Source organism: Rhizobium giardinii bv. giardinii H152 (genome assembly GCF_000379605.1).
GTDB lineage: Bacteria > Pseudomonadota > Alphaproteobacteria > Rhizobiales > Rhizobiaceae > Pararhizobium > Pararhizobium giardinii.
The window spans coordinates 13,271-34,461 of sequence record NZ_KB902624.1; the positions used below are offsets into that span (position 1 = coordinate 13,271).

The 21,191-nt window shown below is 60.7% G+C and carries 17 protein-coding genes and 1 pseudogene; 14 read left to right on the forward strand and 4 right to left on the reverse strand.

The window, feature by feature from the left end:
* The 13 genes and pseudogenes from A3AY_RS0110975 to A3AY_RS40460 form a co-directional block, all read left to right on the forward strand.
* A complete protein-coding gene (locus A3AY_RS0110975; protein ID WP_018325725.1) occupies window positions 1–2,724 on the forward strand; it encodes a hypothetical protein in 2,724 nt (907 codons plus the stop codon).
* A complete protein-coding gene (locus A3AY_RS0110980) occupies window positions 2,718–4,955 on the forward strand; it encodes an MGH1-like glycoside hydrolase domain-containing protein (protein ID WP_026203326.1) in 2,238 nt (745 codons plus the stop codon). Before A3AY_RS0110975 ends, A3AY_RS0110980 begins: the two co-directional genes overlap by 7 nt.
* Window positions 4,956–5,390: 435 nt before the next feature.
* Window positions 5,391–6,467: an ABC transporter substrate-binding protein gene (locus A3AY_RS0110985; RefSeq protein WP_040668531.1), complete on the forward strand. Its 1,077-nt coding sequence runs from the start codon at window positions 5,391–5,393 to the stop codon at window positions 6,465–6,467.
* Window positions 6,457–7,371, forward strand: coding sequence for an ABC transporter permease (locus tag A3AY_RS0110990; RefSeq protein ID WP_018325728.1), 915 nt, complete (start codon window positions 6,457–6,459; stop codon window positions 7,369–7,371). Before A3AY_RS0110985 ends, A3AY_RS0110990 begins: the two co-directional genes overlap by 11 nt.
* A gap of 10 nt (window positions 7,372–7,381) precedes the next feature.
* Window positions 7,382–8,161 carry an ABC transporter permease gene (locus A3AY_RS0110995; RefSeq protein WP_018325729.1) on the forward strand — a complete coding sequence of 260 codons (780 nt, stop codon included), beginning with the start codon at window positions 7,382–7,384 and terminating at the stop codon, window positions 8,159–8,161.
* On the forward strand, window positions 8,148–9,197 hold the full coding sequence (locus tag A3AY_RS0111000) for an ABC transporter ATP-binding protein (protein WP_018325730.1): 1,050 nt from the start codon (window positions 8,148–8,150) through the stop codon (window positions 9,195–9,197). The genes A3AY_RS0110995 and A3AY_RS0111000 overlap by 14 nt, the downstream gene beginning before the upstream one ends.
* 4 nt (window positions 9,198–9,201) lie before the next feature.
* Entirely contained in the window at window positions 9,202–9,798 is a 597-nt protein-coding gene (locus A3AY_RS0111005) for a cysteine hydrolase family protein (protein WP_018325731.1), read from the forward strand.
* A gap of 69 nt (window positions 9,799–9,867) precedes the next feature.
* Entirely contained in the window at window positions 9,868–10,359 is a 492-nt protein-coding gene (locus A3AY_RS0111010; RefSeq protein WP_018325732.1) for a MarR family winged helix-turn-helix transcriptional regulator, read from the forward strand.
* Window positions 10,360–10,455: 96 nt separating this feature from the next.
* Entirely contained in the window at window positions 10,456–12,759 is a 2,304-nt protein-coding gene (locus A3AY_RS0111015; RefSeq protein WP_051108341.1) for a beta-glucosidase, read from the forward strand.
* A gap of 261 nt (window positions 12,760–13,020) precedes the next feature.
* Window positions 13,021–13,350: an XdhC family protein gene (locus A3AY_RS0111020; protein ID WP_018325734.1), complete on the forward strand. Its 330-nt coding sequence runs from the start codon at window positions 13,021–13,023 to the stop codon at window positions 13,348–13,350.
* Window positions 13,350–14,057 (forward strand): XdhC family protein, encoded by a 708-nt coding sequence (locus A3AY_RS0111025; RefSeq protein ID WP_018325735.1) that lies wholly within the window; start codon window positions 13,350–13,352, stop codon window positions 14,055–14,057. The genes A3AY_RS0111020 and A3AY_RS0111025 overlap by 1 nt, the downstream gene beginning before the upstream one ends.
* On the forward strand, window positions 14,054–14,314 hold the full coding sequence (locus A3AY_RS41420; RefSeq protein ID WP_026203327.1) for a hypothetical protein: 261 nt from the start codon (window positions 14,054–14,056) through the stop codon (window positions 14,312–14,314). The genes A3AY_RS0111025 and A3AY_RS41420 overlap by 4 nt, the downstream gene beginning before the upstream one ends.
* A gap of 14 nt (window positions 14,315–14,328) precedes the next feature.
* A pseudogene (locus A3AY_RS40460) lies at window positions 14,329–15,111 on the forward strand (nucleotidyltransferase family protein); the annotation flags it as partial.
* A gap of 480 nt (window positions 15,112–15,591) precedes the next feature.
* Here the strand turns inward: A3AY_RS40460 and tal are convergent.
* The gene (gene tal / locus A3AY_RS0111040) at window positions 15,592–16,557 is read right to left on the reverse strand and encodes a transaldolase (RefSeq protein ID WP_018325738.1); all 966 of its coding nucleotides are present in this window, start codon (window positions 16,555–16,557) and stop codon (window positions 15,592–15,594) included.
* Window positions 16,558–16,942: 385 nt separating this feature from the next.
* On the opposite strand from tal, the gene A3AY_RS0111045 reads away from it, so the two are divergent.
* Window positions 16,943–17,923 (forward strand): sugar-binding transcriptional regulator, encoded by a 981-nt coding sequence (locus A3AY_RS0111045; protein ID WP_018325739.1) that lies wholly within the window; start codon window positions 16,943–16,945, stop codon window positions 17,921–17,923.
* Window positions 17,924–17,976: 53 nt separating this feature from the next.
* On the opposite strand, the gene A3AY_RS39095 is transcribed toward A3AY_RS0111045, so the two are convergent.
* Genes A3AY_RS39095 through A3AY_RS0111055 form a run of 3 tightly spaced genes read right to left on the reverse strand, consistent with a single transcriptional unit; the run spans window position 17,977 to window position 21,189 of the window.
* Window positions 17,977–18,204: a hypothetical protein gene (locus tag A3AY_RS39095; protein WP_154663276.1), complete on the reverse strand. Its 228-nt coding sequence runs from the start codon at window positions 18,202–18,204 to the stop codon at window positions 17,977–17,979.
* A gap of 7 nt (window positions 18,205–18,211) precedes the next feature.
* Window positions 18,212–20,158, reverse strand: a complete 1,947-nt coding sequence (gene apnL, locus A3AY_RS0111050) for a D-apionate lactonase (protein ID WP_018325740.1) — start codon at window positions 20,156–20,158, stop codon at window positions 18,212–18,214.
* The gene (locus tag A3AY_RS0111055; RefSeq protein ID WP_026203329.1) at window positions 20,155–21,189 is read right to left on the reverse strand and encodes a Gfo/Idh/MocA family protein; all 1,035 of its coding nucleotides are present in this window, start codon (window positions 21,187–21,189) and stop codon (window positions 20,155–20,157) included. Before A3AY_RS0111055 ends, apnL begins: the two co-directional genes overlap by 4 nt.
* Window positions 21,190–21,191: the final 2 nt, after the last annotated feature.

Genomic DNA, 21,191 nt, shown 5'->3' on the forward strand with positions numbered 1-21,191 from the left:
ATGGATAACCGCCCCGCACAGGCTATTGCAACGATAACCGACGCAAGCAGGGCGCTCTTTCGCAATCCGACGGTTGTCTTCCGTCCGTCCGCCTACTGGTTCTGGCACGCGATACCGGACGCGGAAACCTCAAGGCGCCAACTCGCCGATTTCAAGGCGCAAGGCTTCGGCACGATCCTCATCCAGGCGCGCATAGCCTTTCCGCGCGATCGCTACATGTCGGAAGCTTTTAGAGCTGCCTACCGCAAGGCCATCGGCATTGCCGGCGAACTCGGTCTCAAGGCCGGCATCTATGACGATTACAACTGGATCAGCGGCCATGCCGGCGGGCGAACGGTCGAGGGCAGGGACGACCTGCGCGAACGGCACCTGTTCTGGGCGACGACGGAGAAAGGCGGAGGGGAAATCAGCAATATCCGCACGCCTTTCGTCCAGTCCATGGGGCCGGACATCATGGGCTGGCAATATGAAAATGGCGCGGTTCTGTGGGGCGACTGGGCCATCGAAGCCGCCTTGCTGCACTCTGCCGACGATCTAGATTCGTCCAGGACTGCCGAAGATGTCACCGATCGCGTTGCCTTGAGCCATTCCGATGGGGTTTCGTGTCGCTACGCCTTTGATGGTGAGGTGCCGGCAGGGCGGAAGCTAACGGTCTTCGTTAGCGCCAGGTCGACCAGTTCGCGGCTAATCAACTACCTGATGCCCGCTGCGGCACAGCGGTTCATCGCAGTCGGGCTCGATCCAATCGTTGCGGCGCTGGGGGATCTGGTTCCTGATCCGCTGGGTTTTGTCTTCTACGATCAGCCTGCGGCCGGCTTCTATCGCTGGGACCAGATCAGCGGCAATCTCGGCAACAGCATTCTCTTTTCAGACGAATTGCGCAGCCACATCGACGGCGCAACGGGAGTTTCGTTTCCGCTTACTCTGCATTCTCTGCTTTATGGCGAAAGCGAAACGACGCTGCGCCTTCGTGCGAAATTCTATGAGGCTTATTCCGGCCTGATGAACGAGGCCTTCTTCGGGACGTTACGGGCATGGGCGGAAGGAAAGGGCCTCTTGCTTTCCGGCCACGAAATCCTGCCGCATGTCGGCTCCTGGTCGCTGAACGGCGGCTTTACGTCCATTGATCCGCGTGTCGCGCCCGCCACCGACTTCTTCGGCATCGACGCGTTCCGTCACGAAACGGCAGTGGACGCCAATAATTTCATCGCGCAGCTGGCGCCGAAGCTCGGCGATTCCGTCGCCCGTTCGAATGGGCGCAGCCGCTGCGCCGTCGAAACCTATGCCAGCGCGCTGCGCACCCGCGTACGTGCCGCCGGCCAATGGGAGCTGACGCTTGAGACGATGCGGGCGCAGGCGATCAGGCTGTACTGCCTCGGCGCGCGGCAATTCCTCTGGCACGGTCTGTACCAGACGGATGGCAGCGATGCCGACACCACGCCCTTCGTCAATCCGCGGTTTGATTTCGGACCGGGCATCAACTTCGAGCCGTGGTGGCCGTATCACCATCTCTTCGCCGAGGAGACGGCGCGGATCTCCGCCTTCATCGAGCCGGCCACGCCGCACGCGCCCGTCGCTATACTTTATCCGCTGAACACCGCTTGGTCGGAAGGTCCGCGCCATGCGCATGCGGACCACATTGGTGCGTGGTGCGAGCATCTTCTGGCGCTCGGGTGTGATTTCATGCTGGTGAGCGAGGATGACGTTGAGCGTGCGGTCGTCAAGGATGATCGTCTGTCGGCTCTTTCCGGGCTTGCTTTCGATGCTGTCGTCCTGCCGTCGGTCACGGTGATGAAGTCGCGCGCAGCCCTCGACAGGCTGATCGACCTGCAGACCGCCGGCGGCGCCGTCTGGTGCTCGGGTGCGATGCCGGCGGTGCTGCGCGAAGGGCCGATGCCGGCACTCGGCAGCTGGGCGAGTACTCATCTTGCCGATCGGCCGGATGCTGTTTCGGTCACTGCCCTTCTCGAAACCTTGCCGAAGCGCGGCCCGCTGCTTTCGACGCCAACGGGTGAAAAGCCTTGGCAATGGATTGGCCGTGAGGCGGACGGAAGCTGGCGTGTCGTTCTGTTCAATGATGGTCTCGAGCCAACATCCTGCGATCTGAATCTTTTGACAGGTTTCGACTGTGAAATCTGGCGGCCGGCAACGGGGGAGATCACGAGTGAGGCTGGGCTTTCATCGCTCCACCTTTTGATCGAGCCGCAAATGGTGTGGTGCATGCGACTGCTGCCGATCGATGGTACAGGCTGGCGTGATCTGACGATTTCGGAAATTGCCTGGCCGCGCGGCCCGGTCGCGGTGCTTGCAGAGGGATGGACCTTCGAGGCCGGAGGGGGTGGCATAGTCGTGCCCATCTCGGTCGAGCGTGGTTGGGAGAGGCAGGGCTTTGCGACATTCTCCGGCACCGGTGTTTACCGCAACAGGATCAGCGTCGAGACTGCCGGTCGTTGGCTACTGGAACTGCCACGGGTGGAAACTGCCGCCGCCGTCTGCCTGAACGGCATCGAGATCGGTCGTCATGCCTGGAGCCCCTACCGGTTTGATTTGGGTTGCCTTGGAGCCGGGAGCTATGATCTTGCAATCGCCGTCTCAAATACGGCTGCAAACCGCTATTATGCGGGAACGCCCTACCAGGGCGAAAAACTTGACGCGAGCGGGCTGCTTGCCGCCCCACGCCTGATTGCCCACGAAGCTGACCTGACCGGAACGACATCATGCTGAAGCACTCGACCATCCCCCTTGATCGCGCCTGGAACACTTGGTCTACCCGACCGGCCGAGATGGTCTTCCTGCCGCTCGGCGTCCGCATCACGCCGGTGCTTTATTCCACCCGCAGCCGCACCGTGTCGCTGATCGAGCCGCGCAGGGACAGCGTCCGGCTCGGTCGCCACCGAATCGACGGCTCGGTGATCGAACTGGAGACCGAACATTCCGGCACGACGATCGCGCTGTCATCCACGAAGACAACAGCTTTTGCCTTTCGCGGCAGCTGGAACGGTGCACAGTCCGGCGAGTGGGGTCTGCGATTCTGGGTGACGATTGCGATTTCCGCCGAGGGCGGGGAGCCAGTTCGGTTCGACGAAAAGCAAGGCGTTGCCCTCGTCAAGGTCGGAACGCGCTTCGTTGCTGTGGTCACGGGCGAGGCGCCGGTGCAGGTAACGGGCCATGCGACGATCGATGATCTGCGGGCCGATTTCGAAGCGAACGGTTATTTTCATCTGGCGAGCCGAAGCACCGAGGCCCCGGTGCTGGCGCTACGCTTCAATCTCGAAATGATGCGGCGGGGGGCCCATGCCGCCGCTGCCGCCGACAGTGCCGATCTTGCGATCGCCAATGCGCGGGCTTGCCTGGCTGCAGATGTGCAACCCGCCGTTGCGCCTGCGCATACGGGCGACTATGCCGGTGCGCTCGACGCCATCCGCGATGTCGTTGCCTGGAATACGGTCTGGGATGAAACGAATGCGCGGCCCTATACCGCCGTCACCCGCATCTGGAATCTCGGAAAATTTGCCGTCTGGTACAACGACCAGACATTCGCGGCCCTTCTCGCTGGTATGTTCGATGCAGACCTCGCCCGCGAAAACATGGCCGTGGCGCTCGCCGGCGCAACGCCGCAGGGTAATATCGCCTGCATCGTCACCTCGAACGACGCCTGGGTCGACCGGACTCAGGCGCCGCATGGCGCACTGGTCGCATGGTTGCTCTATCAGCGCACCGGCGAACGGTCGATCCTGGAGGCAAGCTACACCGCGCTTGCGCGAAACCAGCGCTGGTGGCGAAGCCATCGCGATCCTGATGCAACTGGCCTTGTTTCCTGCGGCACGTCCGATGTCGGGGAGGGCCTCTACAAGGGCACTGCCTTCGGCGCCCGCAACGAAACCGGCATGGACAATTCCGCAACCCATGACGAGGCGGTCTACCAGCCCGAGACGCGAACGCTGTCGACCTTCGACCTCGGCGTCAATTGTGCACTGGCGCTCGATGCGGAAATGCTGTCGCACATGGCGTCCGTGCTCGGGCATCATGACGATGCGCGCGAATTTACCGAGGCAGCCGCACGCAGCCGGGCTCTGATTTCCGAACAGCTTTGGGATTCAGAGCGCAAAATCTTCGCCAACCGACAGCGCAAAGGCGGCTTCGTGCGTTCGCTCTCGCCCACGAGTTTTTATCCGTTGCTGTGCGGCGCAGCGACGCAAGAGCAGGCCAGTCGTCTTCTGGAGCATCTAAAGGACGAGAAGACCTTTGCCGGCCCCTATCCGTTGCCCAATGCGACGCGCGATGATCCTGCCTTTGCCGATAATGTCTACTGGCGTGGCCGCATTTGGCCGAATGTCAACTACATGGTCTGGCTTGGATTGCGGCGCTACGGGTTCCTTGCCGAGGCGAAGACCCTGGCAGATCAAAGCCACGGGCTGTTCATGCAATCCTGGGAAGGCCGGAGGATCGCCGCTGAAAACTACAACGCCACCACGGGCGAGCCCTTGGATCAGGGCGATACCGATCCGTTCTACATCTGGGCGGCACTGCTGCCTCTGATGGCAGTCGGCGAAGTCGTCGATTTCAATCCTTGGTCCGGATGGACGCTGTCGAACTCCGGCAGGGATGTGACGCTCGGCCCGATGCTGTCGCCGGCAGGGAAAATCGATGTCTCCATCGCGGCCGGCGTCATGTCCCTTCGACGGAACGGCCGGCCGTTCCTGACCACGACTTTGCGGACGACGCTGTCGGGGATTGCCATTGCTGACGCCTATTTTTCCTGCGTGATCGGGCCGCTCGATGCGCCCGGCTCGCTGAGCTTTCCGGGCATTGCGGCCAATATGGTGGTTTCCGTGCTGATTGATGGCAAGGACCAGGCCTGCAGCGGCAGCGAGGGCTTGCAAATCGAATTTTCCGGGTCAAAGGCCAGCCGGAGGCTCGATGTCTATTTTCGTGCGGTCGCAGGCACGGTTTGACCGAGAGTTGCTTGACATAAATCAACTCTTGACTTAATAATTTGTACACAAATAAAAATAACAAAAAGAAAACTGAAGCCAGAGGATACGGAACGAAGGAATGATGTTGCGTTGAGGAAGAAATCGGACTGAGAAAGCTCCTCGGGGCTTTGGTTCGAATATGCTTTAAAGGCCGACAAGCTTGGGGCGAAAGACTTTTCGCATCGTTCTGTTGCGGAGCGCGGCTCCCGGCAGGGTGTTTTCGGCTGGTTTGAAGTACTGTCCTGCTGTCCTTGTTTCGGGTTGCGCCTTTCTGGCTGTTAATTTGTATACAAATGAATTTGTCTTTTGTTTGTGTACAAGTTTCGATGCCTTTGAATGCTCCGCGCGCAGCGTAAAACAGTCGCTGCGCTGCGGATTTGTCACCGATCAACCAGTTCAAAGAGGGGTAACATCATGACTGAAATCACAAGACGCAACGCACTCAAGCTGATGTCCGCGACGCTTATCGCAGGTGCCGGCGTTTCCATGCTGCCGGGAATGGCCTTTGCGGCCGGCACAATCACGGTGCTCAACTGGCAGGGCTATGGCACGGACGAGGCCTGGTCGATCAAGGCCTTCCAGGAGGCAACCGGCATCGAGGTCGTGCACGATTACTACAGCTCGGAAGCCGAAATGCTGACCAAGCTGCGCACCAATCCCGGCACCTATGACCTGGTCGTCCTCAATGCGGCGCGCTGCGCCCAGGCGATGGCGGAAGACCTGATCTCGCCGATCGACTATGCCAAGGTGCCGAACATCTCCTCGGTCGCGGAAAATCTGCGCTCCAACGAAAATTTCAACAAGGACGGCGTCGGTTATGCTGTCCCGTGGGTCTGGGGCCTCACCGCCATTGCCATGCGTGAAGGCCTGCCGAAGGCGGATAGCTATGCCGTGTTCGGCGACCCCGCATACAAGGGTCGCGTCGGTCTCCAGGACGATGCCGTCGGCGCCATCGCGGCCGCGGCCCTGCTGACGGGGCAGGACATGAACAATCCCAAGGATCTCGACCTCGTAAAGGAAACCCTCAAGGGCTTCAAGTCGAACGTCAAGCTGCTCTGGTCGACTGAGGACCAGTGGAACAAGTCCTTCGCCGCCAAGGAATTCGACGTGGCGATGTACTGGTCGGGCGGCGCGGTTCGTTCACGCCGCGTCAGCAAGCTGCCTGTCGATTTCGTCGTTCCGAAGGAAGGGGGAATCGGCTGGGTCGACGGTCTCGGCATTCCTGTCGGTGCCCCGAATGCAGAGGGAGCGCATGCCTTCGCGAACTGGATGATCGATCCGAAGTTCTACGTGGAATGGGCTACCAAGGCCGGCGCTCCGGCATCGGCGAATACCGCTGCCATGGAAAGCTTGCCGGCCGACGATCTCAGCCGCCAGATCCACAAGCCGGAATACATTTCCAGCATGAGCATCATGTCGGCGCTTCCGGACGATCGCCGCGAGGCCTTCAACAACCTCTGGCAGGAAGTGAAAGCTTTCTATGCGGAGTGACGCCATCCTCAACGATGCGGCGCGCGGATCTTCGGATCCGCGCCAGCGCCGCCCGATCCCGGCCTGGGTCGCCACGACGGCCCTGCTGCTGCCGACCTATGGCTGGCTGACGCTGGCGGTTCTGCTGCCGCTCTTGACGATGTTCGTTTTCAGCTTCATGTCGGCGACGCCGATGGGCAAGACGCCCATTGTCTTCACGCTGAAGCACTACCGCGCCTTCATCGACCAGCCGTATCTGATCAACATCGCCTGGACCTCGCTGGTCATCGGCTTCTGGACGACGCTGCTCTGCGCGGTTTTCGGCTTTCTTGCCGCGGTCGCGCTGGCAAGGGCAACAGTCGGACGCATGCGCGAGACATTGCTGGTGCTTCTCCTGCTGCCATTCTGGACAAACGGGCTGGTTCGCGTTTTCTCCTGGACGATGGTGTTGCGGGAAAACGGCTTTCTCGACGGCGTGGTGGACATGGTCCTGCCGGATATCGGCTCGATTTCGTTTCTTTATACGCGTTATGCCGTCGTTCTCGGTCTGGTCCACGGCTACCTGCCCTACATGATCCTTACCTGCTATATCGCCCTGTCGACGATCGATGACGCCATCATCGAGGCGGCTGCGAGCCTTGGCGCGCGCTGGTGGACCATTCTTCTGCGCATTCTCCTGCCACTGGCTGCCCCCGGCCTGATTTCGGGCGCAGTGCTCACCTTCGTGCCGGTGATCGGGTCCTTCATGGAGCCGCGCATTCTCGGCGGCAAGGTAGGCGTGACCATGGGGACGGTGATCGAGGACCAGTTCACCCAGGCCTTCAACTGGCCGCTCGGGGCCGCCCTCTCGTTTACGCTGCTCGCCGTGGTTCTCGCAATTTTTGCAACCTTCTCCGGCGTCCTGCGCCGCGGCACGACGGCGTAAGGGGGCGACGATGACACAGCTTGGTCGTATCTACCTTCTGGCGATCCTCATTTTTCTCTACACGCCGATCCTGGTGATGATGGCGATGGGTTTCAACGAATCCCAGCTCTACGAACTGCCCTTCAGCTTTTCCACCCGTTGGTACGTTGCTCTGATGGACAACCAGCAGCTCCTGAAGGCCGGCATGAACAGCATCATCATCGCGGTGATCACGGCGGTGATCTCCACCTGTCTCGGCACCATGGCCTCCATCGCCCTGTCGCGGCGTACGTTTCGCGGCAAAAGCCTGCTGCAACTGCTTCTCCTGCCTCCGATCGCCATTCCGTGGCTGATCACCGGCACGGCCATGCTCGTATTTTTCTACTGGTCCGGCATCGGTCGCGGCATGCACGCTTTGCTCATCGGCCATGTCGCGCTTGCCATTCCCTATGTGGTGCTGGTGGTGGGAACCGGTTTCAGCACGATCCGGGCTGACCTGGAAGAGGCGGCGATGAGCCTCGGTTCGACGCCGATCCACGCTTTCTTCGCGGTGACCCTGCCGCTCTTGTTCCCAAGCATTCTCGGCGCCGCGCTGTTTGCCTTCGCCGTTTCGCTCGATCAGTTCGTGATATCTTATTTTCTTGCCACGCCCGGCTATTCGACGCTGCCGGTCCAGATCTACTCCGCGATCCGCAAGGGTTTCACGCCCGAAATCAACGCGATCTCGACGCTGCTGCTGCTCGGCTCGATGGCTGCGATCCTGATCTTTGCGCGCTTCGCCAAACCCGGAGATGTCCGTGACAAACGTTAACGTAAATTCGGTCGCCAAGACCTATGGAACGACGCCGGTTCTGACCGACATCTCCACGGATTTCCCGGAAGGTTCCTTCACCAGCCTTCTCGGACCCTCCGGATCGGGGAAGACGACATTGCTGCGCATCATCGCCGGCTTCATCCGTCCGGACGAGGGCATCGTCAGCATTGGCGGCAGGGATGTGACCCATGTCCCCGTCTGGGGACGCAACATCGGCATGATGTTCCAGTCCTATGCGCTATTCCCGCATATGACGATCGCACAGAACGTCGCCTTCGGCCTCGGACGTCGCGGCATTCATGGCGCGGAGGCGCGCAAGCAGGTCGATGCGGCGCTGGAAATGGTGCACCTTCCCGGTTTCGCCGATCGCATGCCGAAGCAGCTTTCCGGGGGCCAGCAGCAGCGGGTCGCGTTGGCCCGCGCTATGGTCATCAAGCCAAGCGTCCTGCTTCTCGATGAACCGCTTTCGGCGCTCGATCGCCGCCTGCGCCAGGAAATGCAGGTCGAACTCCTGCGCATCCAGCGCGAAAGCGGTTTGACTACGATCTTCGTCACGCATGACCAGGAAGAGGCGTTGACCCTTTCCGACAAGGTGGCGATCCTTGACAAGGGCCGGATCGTCCAGATCGGGGACCCGGAAACGGTTTATGAAAAGCCCCTGACGCGGTTCGCCGCCGAATTCCTCGGCGATTCGAACTTCCTCAAGGGTAAAGTCGAGAGTGGCGCCGTCCGTCTTGCCGACGGCACGGTCGTGCACGCAGCGGGCACCTTGCCGGCCGATGGCGCGCAAGCTACGCTCGCCGTGCGTCCAGAAAAGATGTTTGTCGCCAAGGACCCGTCGCCCGGCAATCGTCTGACCGCGCGCATCACGACCGTGATCTATGCGGGACAGGCGTTGTCCTACATTCTGGAAACCGCCGACGGCATGCAGGTCAAGCTCTTTGCCCAGAACCGCGACGGCAACGTCCTCAAGCAGGGCGAGACGGTGGTCCTCGGTTGGTCGGCAGATCATACCGTTGCGGTTGCGGACTGAACCCATGCCGCTCGATCCGATCCCGAAAAGCACGCTGCATCTCGTCATCGACATGCAGCGTCTGTTCGCCGATGAGACCGCCTGGCATACGCCGGCGATCCGGACGATCCTTCCGAACGTCGTCCGGCTGAGCCGCGAGCGGCTGGCGGAGACGCTGTTCGTCAAGTTCATCGTCCCACAGCGGGCGGAAGATGCAAAAGGCCGGTGGAAGAATTATTACCGCCGCTGGTCGATGGTGACAGGCGAGGCGCTGGCGCCCGGAATGCTCGACCTCGTCGAGCCGCTGGCGCTGCTCGCGGGGGCTGACGCGCAGGTTGAGAAAGAGACGTTTTCCGTCTTCGGTACACCGGGTTTTGCCGAGAGGCTTGAATCCTTGGGCATCGATACGCTGGTGTTCAGCGGCGTCGAAACCGATGTCTGCGTACATGCCAGCGTGCTGGATGCGATCGATCTCGGATTTCGCGTCATCGTCGCTGCCGATGCCGTGGCAAGCGGCAACGAGACAGCGCATGGCATGATCCTCGCCCATCTCCTACCGCGCTTTGCGGAACAGTTGGAAATTGCCTCCACTCAGGCCATTCTGGAAGCGTGGGAATCTTAGCAGATGTCCCGATCGACCCAACATCGAAGCGCAGGCGGTAAAAAACCGCTCCGGGAAACGAGAGAGATCATGAACGGCCCTTTTGAAGAGCATCCTTTCCGCTGCGTCGATCATGCCGGCGATGCGGTTGATGGGGGGGCGGGGCGCAACAACGCCTATGTGCTCGGCGAACAGATCGGGTTCTTTTTGCGGCAGGCGAACCAGCGGCATGTGGCGATCTTCGGCGAACTGATCGCGGAAAAGCTGACGACGACCCAGTGGGCGGCACTGGTCAAGCTCAAGGATCTGCAACCCTGTTCGCAGGGCAATCTCGGACGCGAGACCGCGATGGACATGGCGACGATCAAGGGCGTCGTCGATCGGCTGGTCAAGCGCGGCCTGGTCAACACGGCGCCCGATTCCGCCGACGCGCGCCGACTGGTCCTGACCTTGACCCGCGAGGGCGAGGATACGATCGCGCGCAACCTTTCGCAGGCGCTGGATGTTTCGCACAGGACGCTAGGGCCGCTCTCTCCTGCCGAACGCATGATGCTGATAGAACTTCTGCAGAAAATCTGTTGAGCGCCGGCTGCAGCCGGTGCGCCCACCCAATCCAAAAGATAATCGAGGCGACCAGTGAGCAATCATCATGACGAGGTGCAGGCTGTCATTGCCTTGATGACCGACGAAGAAAAGATCGATTTCGTCAGCGGGCATGGGCTCTGGAGAACAGCGGCCATCCCGCGTCTCGGTATTCCCTCGATCGTCATGACCGACGGAACCTACGGCGTGCGCTATTCGATGACGCAGATTGATTCCGGTTCGGATCCGGAGGCGGCTCTTGCGGCGTTCCAGGCCGTTGTCAACCGTCGCGCCGACGATGGTGGCCCGGGGATGTTTGGCGACACCCATCCTGCGACATGCTTTCCGAACGGCAATCTTCTGGGTTGTTCGTGGGATGTTGCCCTTGCAGAGAAACTGGGGCAGGCGCTGGCTGCCGAGTGCCGCGCGCTCGGTGTGGACCTGCTTCTCGGTCCGGGCATCAATATTCGCCGGACCCCGCTTGCCGGCCGTGCCTATGAATATTACTCCGAAGATCCCGTCGTTAGCGGCGATCTCGCCGCCGGGCTGATCCGTGGCCTGCAAGGTGCTGGTGTCGGCGCATCGCTCAAGCACTTTGCCTGCAACAACTCTGAGATCGACAGAACCAATATGAGTTCGGACGTCGACGAACGCGCGCTTCGTGAAATCTACCTTGCCGGTTTTGAAAGGGTGATCGCAAAGAGCGATCCCTGGACGGTGATGAGCGCCTACAATCCGCTCAACGGCGTGCAATCCGCCGAGAACCACTGGTTGCTGACGGAGGTTCTCCGCGGGGAGTGGGGCTATAGCGGCGTGGTGATCTCGGATTGGCATGCGATCAAGGACCGGCCGGCGGCGGTGCATGCCGGCACCGATCTCGACATGCCGGAAAGCGGGCCGCGCAAGGCGCGTCTCAGCGCTGCCCTTGAGGCCGGCGAACTGGACCGCGAGGCACTGGATCGATCTTGCCGAAACGTACTTTCACTCGTACGGCGGCTGTCAGGACTTCGGGTTCCGGCGGCTCCGGTGGATCTCGTGCGTCACCATGCCCTTGCCCGCCGCATGGCCGCCGAATCGATCGTCCTCCTGAAAAATGACGATGCGGCGCTGCCGCTCAAAAGCCTTGCGGGCAAGCGCATTCTCGTCGTCGGCGACGGGGCGATCCGCCCAACCATCCAGGGCTCCGGCTCGGCCACGACGAATCCCTTTCGTGTTGATGTGCCTCTGGACGAAATCCGCGCCCTTGCGGCGGGCGCGATCATCGATTTCATGCCCTTTGCCAAGGATGGCGTCGGCGACCTGGAAAAGCAGACCGCAGACGTTGTGGTCGCAGCAAGGGGCGCCGATGCAGTCGTCCTCTTCGCCAATCATCGTACCGGCGCAGAGGGCGAGGGCACCGACCGATCCGACATCCGTCTCGCCGACGGCCAGGATGCCTTGATCGAGGCTGTGGCCTCCACAAATGCCCGGAGCATTGTCGCCCTCACCATGCCCGACGCCGTCACCATGCCGTGGATCGAAAAGGTAGATGCCGTTCTTGCCTGCTTCTATCCGGGGCAGGGCGGCGGCGCGGCGCTGGCGCAGGTGCTTTTCGGCAGGGTAAACCCTAGCGGAAAGCTCTCTACGACGCTGCCGCTTAGGATCCAGGATATTCCGGGCTTCCATACCTATCCCGGCGAAAACGGCCATCATACCTACAGCGAAAGCATCTTCGCCGGATACCGCTATTATGATCTTCGCGCCATGGAGCCCCTTTTTCCTTTCGGTCATGGATTGAGCTACACGGACTTCGCCTACACTGATCTTTACGTCGACACCGACACCGTTGCGCCCGGCGTTTCTGTCAAGCTGCAATTCAGTCTTTGCAACATGGGGAAGGTTTTCGGGCAGGAGGTCGTGCAAGTCTATGTTCGTCCAATCGAACCGGGGCTGAAACGGCCGGTCCGCGAACTCAAGGCGTTTTCCAAGCATGCTCTTGCCCCGGGAGAGGCAGCAACCGTGGATATCGAGCTTCTGCCGCGGGACTTCCAGTATTTCGACACCGCAACGGGCCGCTGGACCCTGCGCGCCAAGGCGTTCGCTGTCGAAGTTGCAGCCTCATCGCGCGATATCCGACTGTCGCGAATCCTGCCCTGCGAGTCGGAGCCGATTCCCGTTCCGCGGATCGCGACGACATCTTCACCCGCTGCGGTCTTCAGCCATCCCAAGGCTGAGGCGGCGCTGAAGTCCTTTTTCGTTAAGCGGCTGAACCTAGACGGGGATGAAGCCCAGGGGCTTCTCGATGGTACGCGCAAATCCTTTCTTGGCTTCTACGACACGCTTAGCTGGTCAATCGGCGAAAGCATTCCGGAGCCTGAGCTCGCGGCGCTGTTTGATGCATTAGACGAAGAAGAGCCGTGAGCAGGTCAGGTGAAACGTGTGCGGGAAAAATATGCGTTTATTTCGTTTGATCTTTTCGGTCTGGTTGAGAGAATCGCAGATCAATTCGCCAGTCCAGCCTTGGCATCAATAGGACCACGCGCAACGTGGACTTTTTCATGCAGGGAAAGAGAAGGCTGACCATGAGTTAGCACGGCGGCCAGAACTCGATCCTGCGGCTGCGTTCGGATCAGGAAGTGCCCAAAGCGGTGGACGCCGTTTGGAGATTAAAAGAGGTACTGCATGAGCGGAGCGTCTATCAGCATCGATCCATTGCTCACGGCGGAAGCCTGGAGGAAGAGCGGCCGCGAGGTGGCGATCGCCACCGTCATAGAAACATGGGGTTCGGCGCCGCGACCGGCGGGCAGCCACCTGGTAATCGACGCTGAGGGTAATTTCGAAGGCTCCGTTTCCGGCGGCTGCGTCGAAGGCGCCGTCATCACGGAGGCGCTCGATGTCATCGGTAGCGGCGATCCCAGGATGCTGGAATTCGCCGTTGCCGACGAGACGGCATGGAGTGTCGGGCTTTCCTGCGGCGGGCGCATTCGCGTCTATGTGGAAAGGCTCGCCTGATGGAGCTTGCGACGCTGGAGCGGCTGAATGCCTGTCGGCAGGCCCGGATTCCCGCCGTATTGGTCACCGATCTCGGTGGTGGCCATGCGAGCGTCATTGCAGAAGGTGACCAGCTCCATGGTGCGCTCGGCGAGGCGGTGGCTGCGGCATTTCGCTCCGGACACGCCAGTGTTGTCGAGGCCGATGGCGGGAGCTACTTCCTAAACGTCCATCGGCCGCCGCGGGGTATCGTCATCATCGGCGCCGTTCATATCAGCCAGGTCCTGGCGCGGATGGCGGCGCTTGTCGGCTTCGACACCAGGATCATCGATCCGCGCATGGCGTTCGCGACGCCGGAGCGTTTTGCCGGCATTGATCTCAGGAGCGACTGGCCTGTTGACGTTTTGAAGGCAAAACCGCTCGACGCCTACACGGCACTGGTCGCGCTCACCCACGATCCGATGATAGACGACTTTCCGATTGCAGAGGCCCTACGCCGGGGCTGCTTCTATGTCGGGGCACTCGGTAGCCGGAAAACCCATGCGTCCCGTCTTGAGCGTCTGAAGGCTGAGGGCTTCCCGGACGAGACGCTCGCCCGTATCAACGGCCCGGTCGGGCTTAATATTGGCGCTGTCAGTCCGGCAGAGATCGCCGTCGCCATCTTGGCCCAGATCATCGAAGCGATGCGATTGCGCGACGTCGCGTCGGCGAAAGGCGATATCAGATGAAGTTTGGCGAATTTCCGGTGGCCGCCGCCGAAGGGTTGCTGCTTGCACATACCGTAATATTGCCTGACCGGAAACTGCATAATAAGCATCCCGTTTCGCCCGCGGATATCGAAGCGCTTCAAAGTGCCGGTATTGTCAGCGTCATCGGAGCGCGGATTGAGGGCGGAGATATCAGCGGAGACGAGGCGGCCAGGCAGCCTGCTGCAGCAATGCACCCGATCATCTGCGCTTCTCCGAGGCTGCCACTGGGCGGCTGAACATCTATGCGGCGGCAGACGGGCTCTTCGCCGCGGACCCCGAGAATGGTTTCGATTGGGTTCTGGATCGAATCCTGGCCGGTGAGAAGCCGATTGCGCATGATCTGACAGGCATGGGTGTCGGAGGGCTGCTTATGGAAATCGAGACACGGCCGCGGCCGCGAGACAGCAGAGAACAGCAGGACCGGCCAGTGACCGTTGCGGCAGTCATCCTGGCTGCCGGGAAAGCCAGTCGTATGGGCGAGGCTTGCGCCCACAAGCTGTTGGCTGAATTCGATGGTAAGCCGCTGGTGCGCCGCGCCGCTGAAACTGCGCTCGCCGCCGATGCTGTATACGTCGCCGTCGTCACCGGTCACCGGCGGGGCGAAATCGAGGCTGCGCTCTCTGGACTAGGCGTTACGACGGTAGAAAATCCTGATTATGCGTCCGGCATGGCAAGCTCACTCATTTCCGGGTTTTCGGCCGCGTCGGTGCGCGATGCAGACGGTGTTCTCGTCATGCTCGCCGATATGCCTGGCGTCACAGCTGCCGATCTCAACGCCTTGATCTCTGCCTTCCGTGCGGCCTCTGGGCGGGCGATTGTCCGCGCGGGGTCGCGCGGCAAGCATGGTAACCCGGTCATTCTCCCCCGATCACTCGGCGATGCTGTCATGCGGCTTGAAGGAGATGTCGGGGCGAGGCACATCATCGAGACATCGGGGCTCCCCGTCATCGATGTCGATATCGGTGATGCGGCCCATCTGGACGTTGATACGCCAGAGGCCGTCCTGGCGGCCGGTGGTCTTTTGAGGGGATAGAGTGGCCCAAACGGCGGATGGGCGCCGAGTGCCTTCACGCGATCGGGCTTGGAGGGATAGTGCGGAGACGAACACCTCTGGTGAGCGGTGCGCCGTTTTCAATCGCCGGCCCCGTCGGGGAAGACCGGCCTGACCAATGCCGCCGAAATGGCTCCTGGGGTGACAATAACGCGGCGACCTTGACCTCATGAGTGAAGAGGACATGGTCCGACATCTGTCGGAGAACAGGTCGATATCGGATCCTGCAGAAACTCGTGCCGCGCGCAATCGCACCATTCCCACGCCCGGAGTACCCCTCAAGGGCATCATTCTCGACACCGAGACCACGGGACTCAATGAGATCATCGAGGTTGGCGTCATCGCTTTCACCTTCGATGCGACAGGAAGCATCGGTGACGTGACCGGCTTCTACGGTGGACTTCATCAGCAGCCAAGCGTTTCCATTCCCACTGAGATCACTAGGCTCGCCGGAGCAGGGGATCAGGCGGCGGCGAGCTGCAGTTGCTTCTGCACCATGGTGCGCAAGGTCCCGAGATCCTTGGCGAAGGCGCGGATGCCTTCGGCGAGTTTTTCCGTCGCCATCGCGTCCTCGTTCATCATCCAGCGGAAGGTCTTCTCGTCGACCGAGACCTTCGGATCCGGCTTGCGGATCTCCGGCGAGAGCTCGCGCTCCAGCTCGCCTTCATCCTTGGCCAGCTCGTCGAGCAGGTTCGGGCTGATTGTCAGGCGATCGCAGCCGGCAAGGGCTTCGATTTCGCCGGCACTGCGAAAGGAGGCGCCCATGACGATCGTCTTGATGTCGTTCACCTTGTAGTAGTTGTAGATTTCGCGAACGGAGATGACGCCCGGATCTTCCTCGGCAGTGTAGTCCTTGCCGGTCGACTTCTTGTACCAGTCGAGGATGCGGCCAACGAAGGGCGAGATCAGAAACACTTTGGCGTCGGCACAGGCGATCGCCTGGGCCTTGCTGAAAAGAAGCGTCAGATTGCAGTCGATGCCTTCCTTCTGCAGGACTTCCGCGGCACGGATGCCTTCCCAGGTGGAGGCGAGCTTGATGAGGATGCGGTCCTGGTCGATGCCGCGATCCTTGTAGGCGGCGATGATTGCGCGCGCCTTGGCAAGCGAAGCCTCTGTATCGAAGGAAAGATCGGCGTCGACTTCGGTCGAGACGCGGCCCGGGACGAGCTTCACCAGGGCTGCGCCGACGGAGATGGCGAGACGATCGGCGACGGCTGATGAAAGGGCTTCGGGATTGCCGCCCTGCTTCTTGCCCCAGGCGACGGCTTCCTTGATGGCGTCGGCGAACATCGGCGTGCCGAGAGCCTTGAGCACGATGCTCGGGTTCGTCGTGCAATCCACCGGCTTCAGGCGTGCGACGGCCTCCATGTCGCCGGTATCAGCGACGACCGTGGTCATGTCGCGGAGTTGGTCAAGCTTGGATGTCATGGTCAAAATCCCTTGTAAACTCGAGCTTATCTGTTGATCGGTGCGCGTCGGCCCGGCAATGGGGCAATCTGCAAACAGGTGACTTGCGTGCTTTTGGCGAAAAGGCACACTTCTGCCACGCAACGAAGACAAACATGCACACTGCTCGGTCGATGCTGCCTGCGGCTCAAAAGGGGGCTGCAACTCCTGTGACAAAGTTGTGCTCTCCAAACCACAAGAACGGCTGTGTTGGGACGAATATCACCGCTTCAAAGAGCGAAAGTCAAGGACATTTGTTTATCTAGATTGACAAAAGTTACATGTCCGTCACCATCAGTCCTAAACAAGGCAGTTGCCGACTTTGGACGTCTGGTGCAAGCAGGGTAAAATTCACAAGGGAGAAGACATGGCCAAGCTGAGACGCGGCACGCACACGGCTTACTCCGAAACCTCCTCGCTGAGGCTGCGCGCGGCCTGGCTCTATTACAATCAGGGCCTGACGCAGAAGGATGTCGCCGAGCAGCTTGGCATCAGCCGCACCACCGTCATTCGCCTGCTCGACGAGGCGATGAAGCGTAGCGAAGTACAGATCTGGATTAACGATTCGATCGGAGACTGTGTCGAGCTCTCAGTGAAATTGGAACGCGCCTACGGGCTTGACGAGGCGATTGTTGTCCCTGCGCCGGTTAAGTGCGACGTCGATAGTCTGGCAAAGAGCATTGGCCTTGCCCTCGGCCAGTTTCTGTCCGAAGCAATTCCCGACGACTATACAATCGGGGTCGGGTGGGGCCGCACGATGACGGCGTCGCTGTCGAGCTTCCGCCCGCCGCGGCGCACCAACTGCAAGGTCGTCTCCCTGCTCGGCGGTATCGTCGCGGTCCATCAGACGAACCCGATCGACTACACGTGGCGACTGGCAAATCAGCTTGGCGCCGAGTGCTACATGTTCCTGTCGCCGCTGCTCGTGGACTCGGTCGAGACCAAGCGCAATCTGATCGACAATTGCGGATTGGATACGATCTACCGCTTGGCGGAAGACCTCGATCTTGCGATCGTCAGCTGCGGCGACATCGGCCCACATTCGACTTCGCTCTCCGAAGGTTGGATCTCAAAGGTGGAATTGCAGCAGCTGATCGATGCCGGCTGCGTTTGCGACACGATGTTCAACTTCCTCGACAAGTACGGCAACAGCGTCGATCACTCGATCAACAGTCGCGTGATGTCGGTTGATCTGGATACCCTTAAGAAGGCAAGGCACATCGTGCTTTCCTCGGGGGGCGCACATCGCGCCGTGGCGATCCGCGCCACGATAAAGCGCATAGGCTGCAACACGCTGATCACCGAGGAAAGCGCCGCTAAGGCGCTTCTGGAATTGGTCGAGAGCTAGGGTGAGGACCTATCGTTTGAGATGCCATTTTGAGTTCGCTTAGTAGAAATCAATCACCCATCAGGACCTCCTTCAATGGAGACTCTGTAGGCCGAGATCGTCGGGCGTGAGTTCATTTTTGTAGTGGCGCGCCATTTCTTTCTCTCGGTCGCGGCGGCACAGCTCGCCGCCATCTCCGAAAGGCGGATCGACAGGCTGGTTAATCCTCCAGATGAGGTGCCGAGCGCTCGCATCACTGGCGCGGTCAAGTTGCCGGTGATGAAATTACGAAGGTGGCTCAAGGAAATGTCATGCGGTGTGGACACGGGCAACGGCAAAAGGCGAAAGTCTTAGCTGAGCCCTTACGATTCCAACTGACTTTACTCCGGATTTCGTCGCTTTCCTCATTGTATCCCCGTCAAGCACAATCAGTTGAGCGCGCGTTGGATTAACCAACTCGCTCATGTCCACCGTTAGTGCGTGAGCGCCGAGATTGACGATCCACAGAGTGGACTCCTTTTCGATTTCGGTTCTGAAAGACATGACTTTTTGCGGATGGGAGGCAACGACGGTACGGCACTGCTGCCCCGCCAGTTCCGCCAGGCCGGCCACAATGTGAAAGAGCGGTCGTCTTCCGCCTTCGGTGATCGGCTCGTCTTTTCCAGCAAAGAGGCCGAACGGTCCGGTGAGGGCTGATAGTGTCAGTGTCTCGATACCTGCATCCAGCACTGAGGCGGCGTAGCCGGTGGCGAAGGCGGCGGCGAACAGACCGGTGTGGCGGGGATCACGGTTGGCCATCGGGACGCGGCAGCAATCGGGGTTGTCCATCGTGCGGCTGCCATAGGGGTTTTGTCGCATGGCGATGGTGGAGGGGCCGAGCCGGTACGGCTTGTCGCCATAGATGGCACGGACCGACTTCGTGATGAAGGGTAGTGCCTCAAGTGTCTGCATGATGCTGAGATCTTCCGCCGAATGCACAATGGGACTGGTGCAGTGGCTGACGAAACCAAGGTTTCCGGCTGGAACGCGCTTGCGGTTGAGTTCGGTGAAATAGGAGAGCATGCCGCCGCCGAGTCGAATGCCGGGAAATGCGTTCGCTGCGGCTGCGTAGACATCCTCGAGCGGTGGACAATCCGGCCATTTGCTACCGGGCGGGGTCGATTGGCGATCGACAGAGGGGCAAACCATGATGGCATTAGGTGCGAAATCAGTTGCGCGCATCCTCGCGGCAATCCCCAGCATTTCCTCATCCAGCGGCCGTTGGCAAGGGACTGCGAATTCGAGCGTTGTCGTGCCGCCGTGGATAGCGGCAATCTCGGCAAAACCCTTGAAGGCGGCGGCGTCGTGACCGGCTGCGGGGTCGAAGTGGAAGAGCAGGTCCTGAACCTTTGGCCCATCCTGGCTCGCGAGGGCAGCGAGACTGGCTTCGACTTCCTCCGGGGTAATCACCAGGCTGATGGCGGGCATCGTGCCGGACGCAGTCCCGGGCGTTAGCCGGATGACGCTGGAGTTTTCGGCCGAGGCGGGGCGATCGTCCGAAGCGGCGCGGCGGTCGGTAATTGTCAGGGTGATTTGCTGGAGGATGGGCTCGTTTTCCAGAATCTTATAGGGCCAGGGCAGGGACAATGGGCGAACATAGGTCTTGTAGGAGGCGTCCGACCAGTTGCGTTGGTCTTCCATCTCGAACGTGTCGCCTTCCATGCGGCATTCGACGCTGACGCCGGGAAGTGCTGTATGGGTGATGGCGCGCAGGTTTTTGACGGGCTGCCAGGGATCTATGAGAACGGGCAGTTTGGTGTTCTCAACCTCGCCATCGACATGCTCGACGGAGACTGCCGTTCCTGCGACGCCGATGATGGGATGCAGCATGCAGAAGCCGCAGCGATTGGTCTCGAAGCCTGTGGCGGAACAGGCGCTGCTCCTGAACGTCAGTTTGCCACCGGCACCTGCTTCGATCAGTGCAACAATGTCGAGAACCGTGCCGTTCGGGCCGTGGCAACGGGCGTCGTAGGAGATGGTGAAGCCGCTCTCGGTTTCGGTGACAGCAAGGTTAGACAGCGTGGGGTTGTAGGTGCCCCAGTCGCGGTCGCGGACCACATAGGAAATGGCGCGCAGGACTTCAACGCCGTCGTAAGTGATGGCACGAAGATTGCCGCCAGCGAATTGTGCCGTCAGTTTTCCGGCCCGCAGGAGACGGGGGAAGGGTTCGGCCTTGATGGTTCCGTAAAGCTGAAAGGCAGTTGCCGTGTCGCTCATTTCAGCAAGGTCCGGATTTCGACGGTCGCCTTGGAGGCGGCGCTTTCATAGGCGGCTTCGACGAGGGCGAAGGTCTTCAGATTGTCGGCGCCGGAGGTGCACGTTTCCTCTTGGCGGCCGAGGCAATCGGCCCAGTGTTGCTGGATGGCAAAGACGCTTTCCTGGATATTGTGCCACGGCCGAGAAGCCCAGGGCAGCAAGATTGGCGCGACGTCGGTGTTCGTCGCTCCCTCGGCATTGGTGACCTGCAGCTCGTAGCCTTGCGACAGGCGCAGCGAGCCCTGCGTACCGTCGAGCTCGATCAGCGTTTCCGGGAAGGGTTCGACGGATTGTCTGGTTGCATAGCTGACATCGACAATGGAGGTCGCGCCGCTGTTGTGGTCGAGCAGGATAGTCGCCACGTCCTCGCCGCGGATTTTCGGATTAACGCGCTTGGTTCGCGCGGACAGGCTCGTCACGTCGCCAAGGATATAGCGGGCGATATCCAGTGTGTGGATGCCGAGATCCTCGATGATGAAGCGCTTGCCTTCCGCGAGGTAAGGCTGGCCGGAAAAGACGTCGTAGCCGGAGCGGAAGGAGAAGCGGCCCCAGAACGGCGCGCCGATCGCGCCCGAGTCCAGCGCCTTGCGGACGGCCTGGATCGGTGTTTGCCAGCGGAAATTCTCGTGGATCATGAGGGGAATGCCGGCAGCCTCGCAGGCGGCGACCATGGCCTTGGCATCCGCAAGCGTCGGGGCAAACGGCTTCTGGCAGATGGCAGGAACCTTGTGGGCGACGGCCATTTCCACCAGTGTGCGATGACTGTTGACCGTGGTTGCGATATCGACGAAATCGAAGCCGCCATTTGTAAACATCTGCCTCGCATCAGTATAGCGGCGGTCGACGCCGAACTGGTCGCCGACGAGCTTCAGCCGCTCGGGGTCGCGGTCGCAAATAGCGACGATGGACGCGCCGTTGACATCCCTCCATCCATGCATCTGGTTGACGGCGAAAAAGCCGCAACCGATCAGGGCGCCACGCAATTCCATCATTC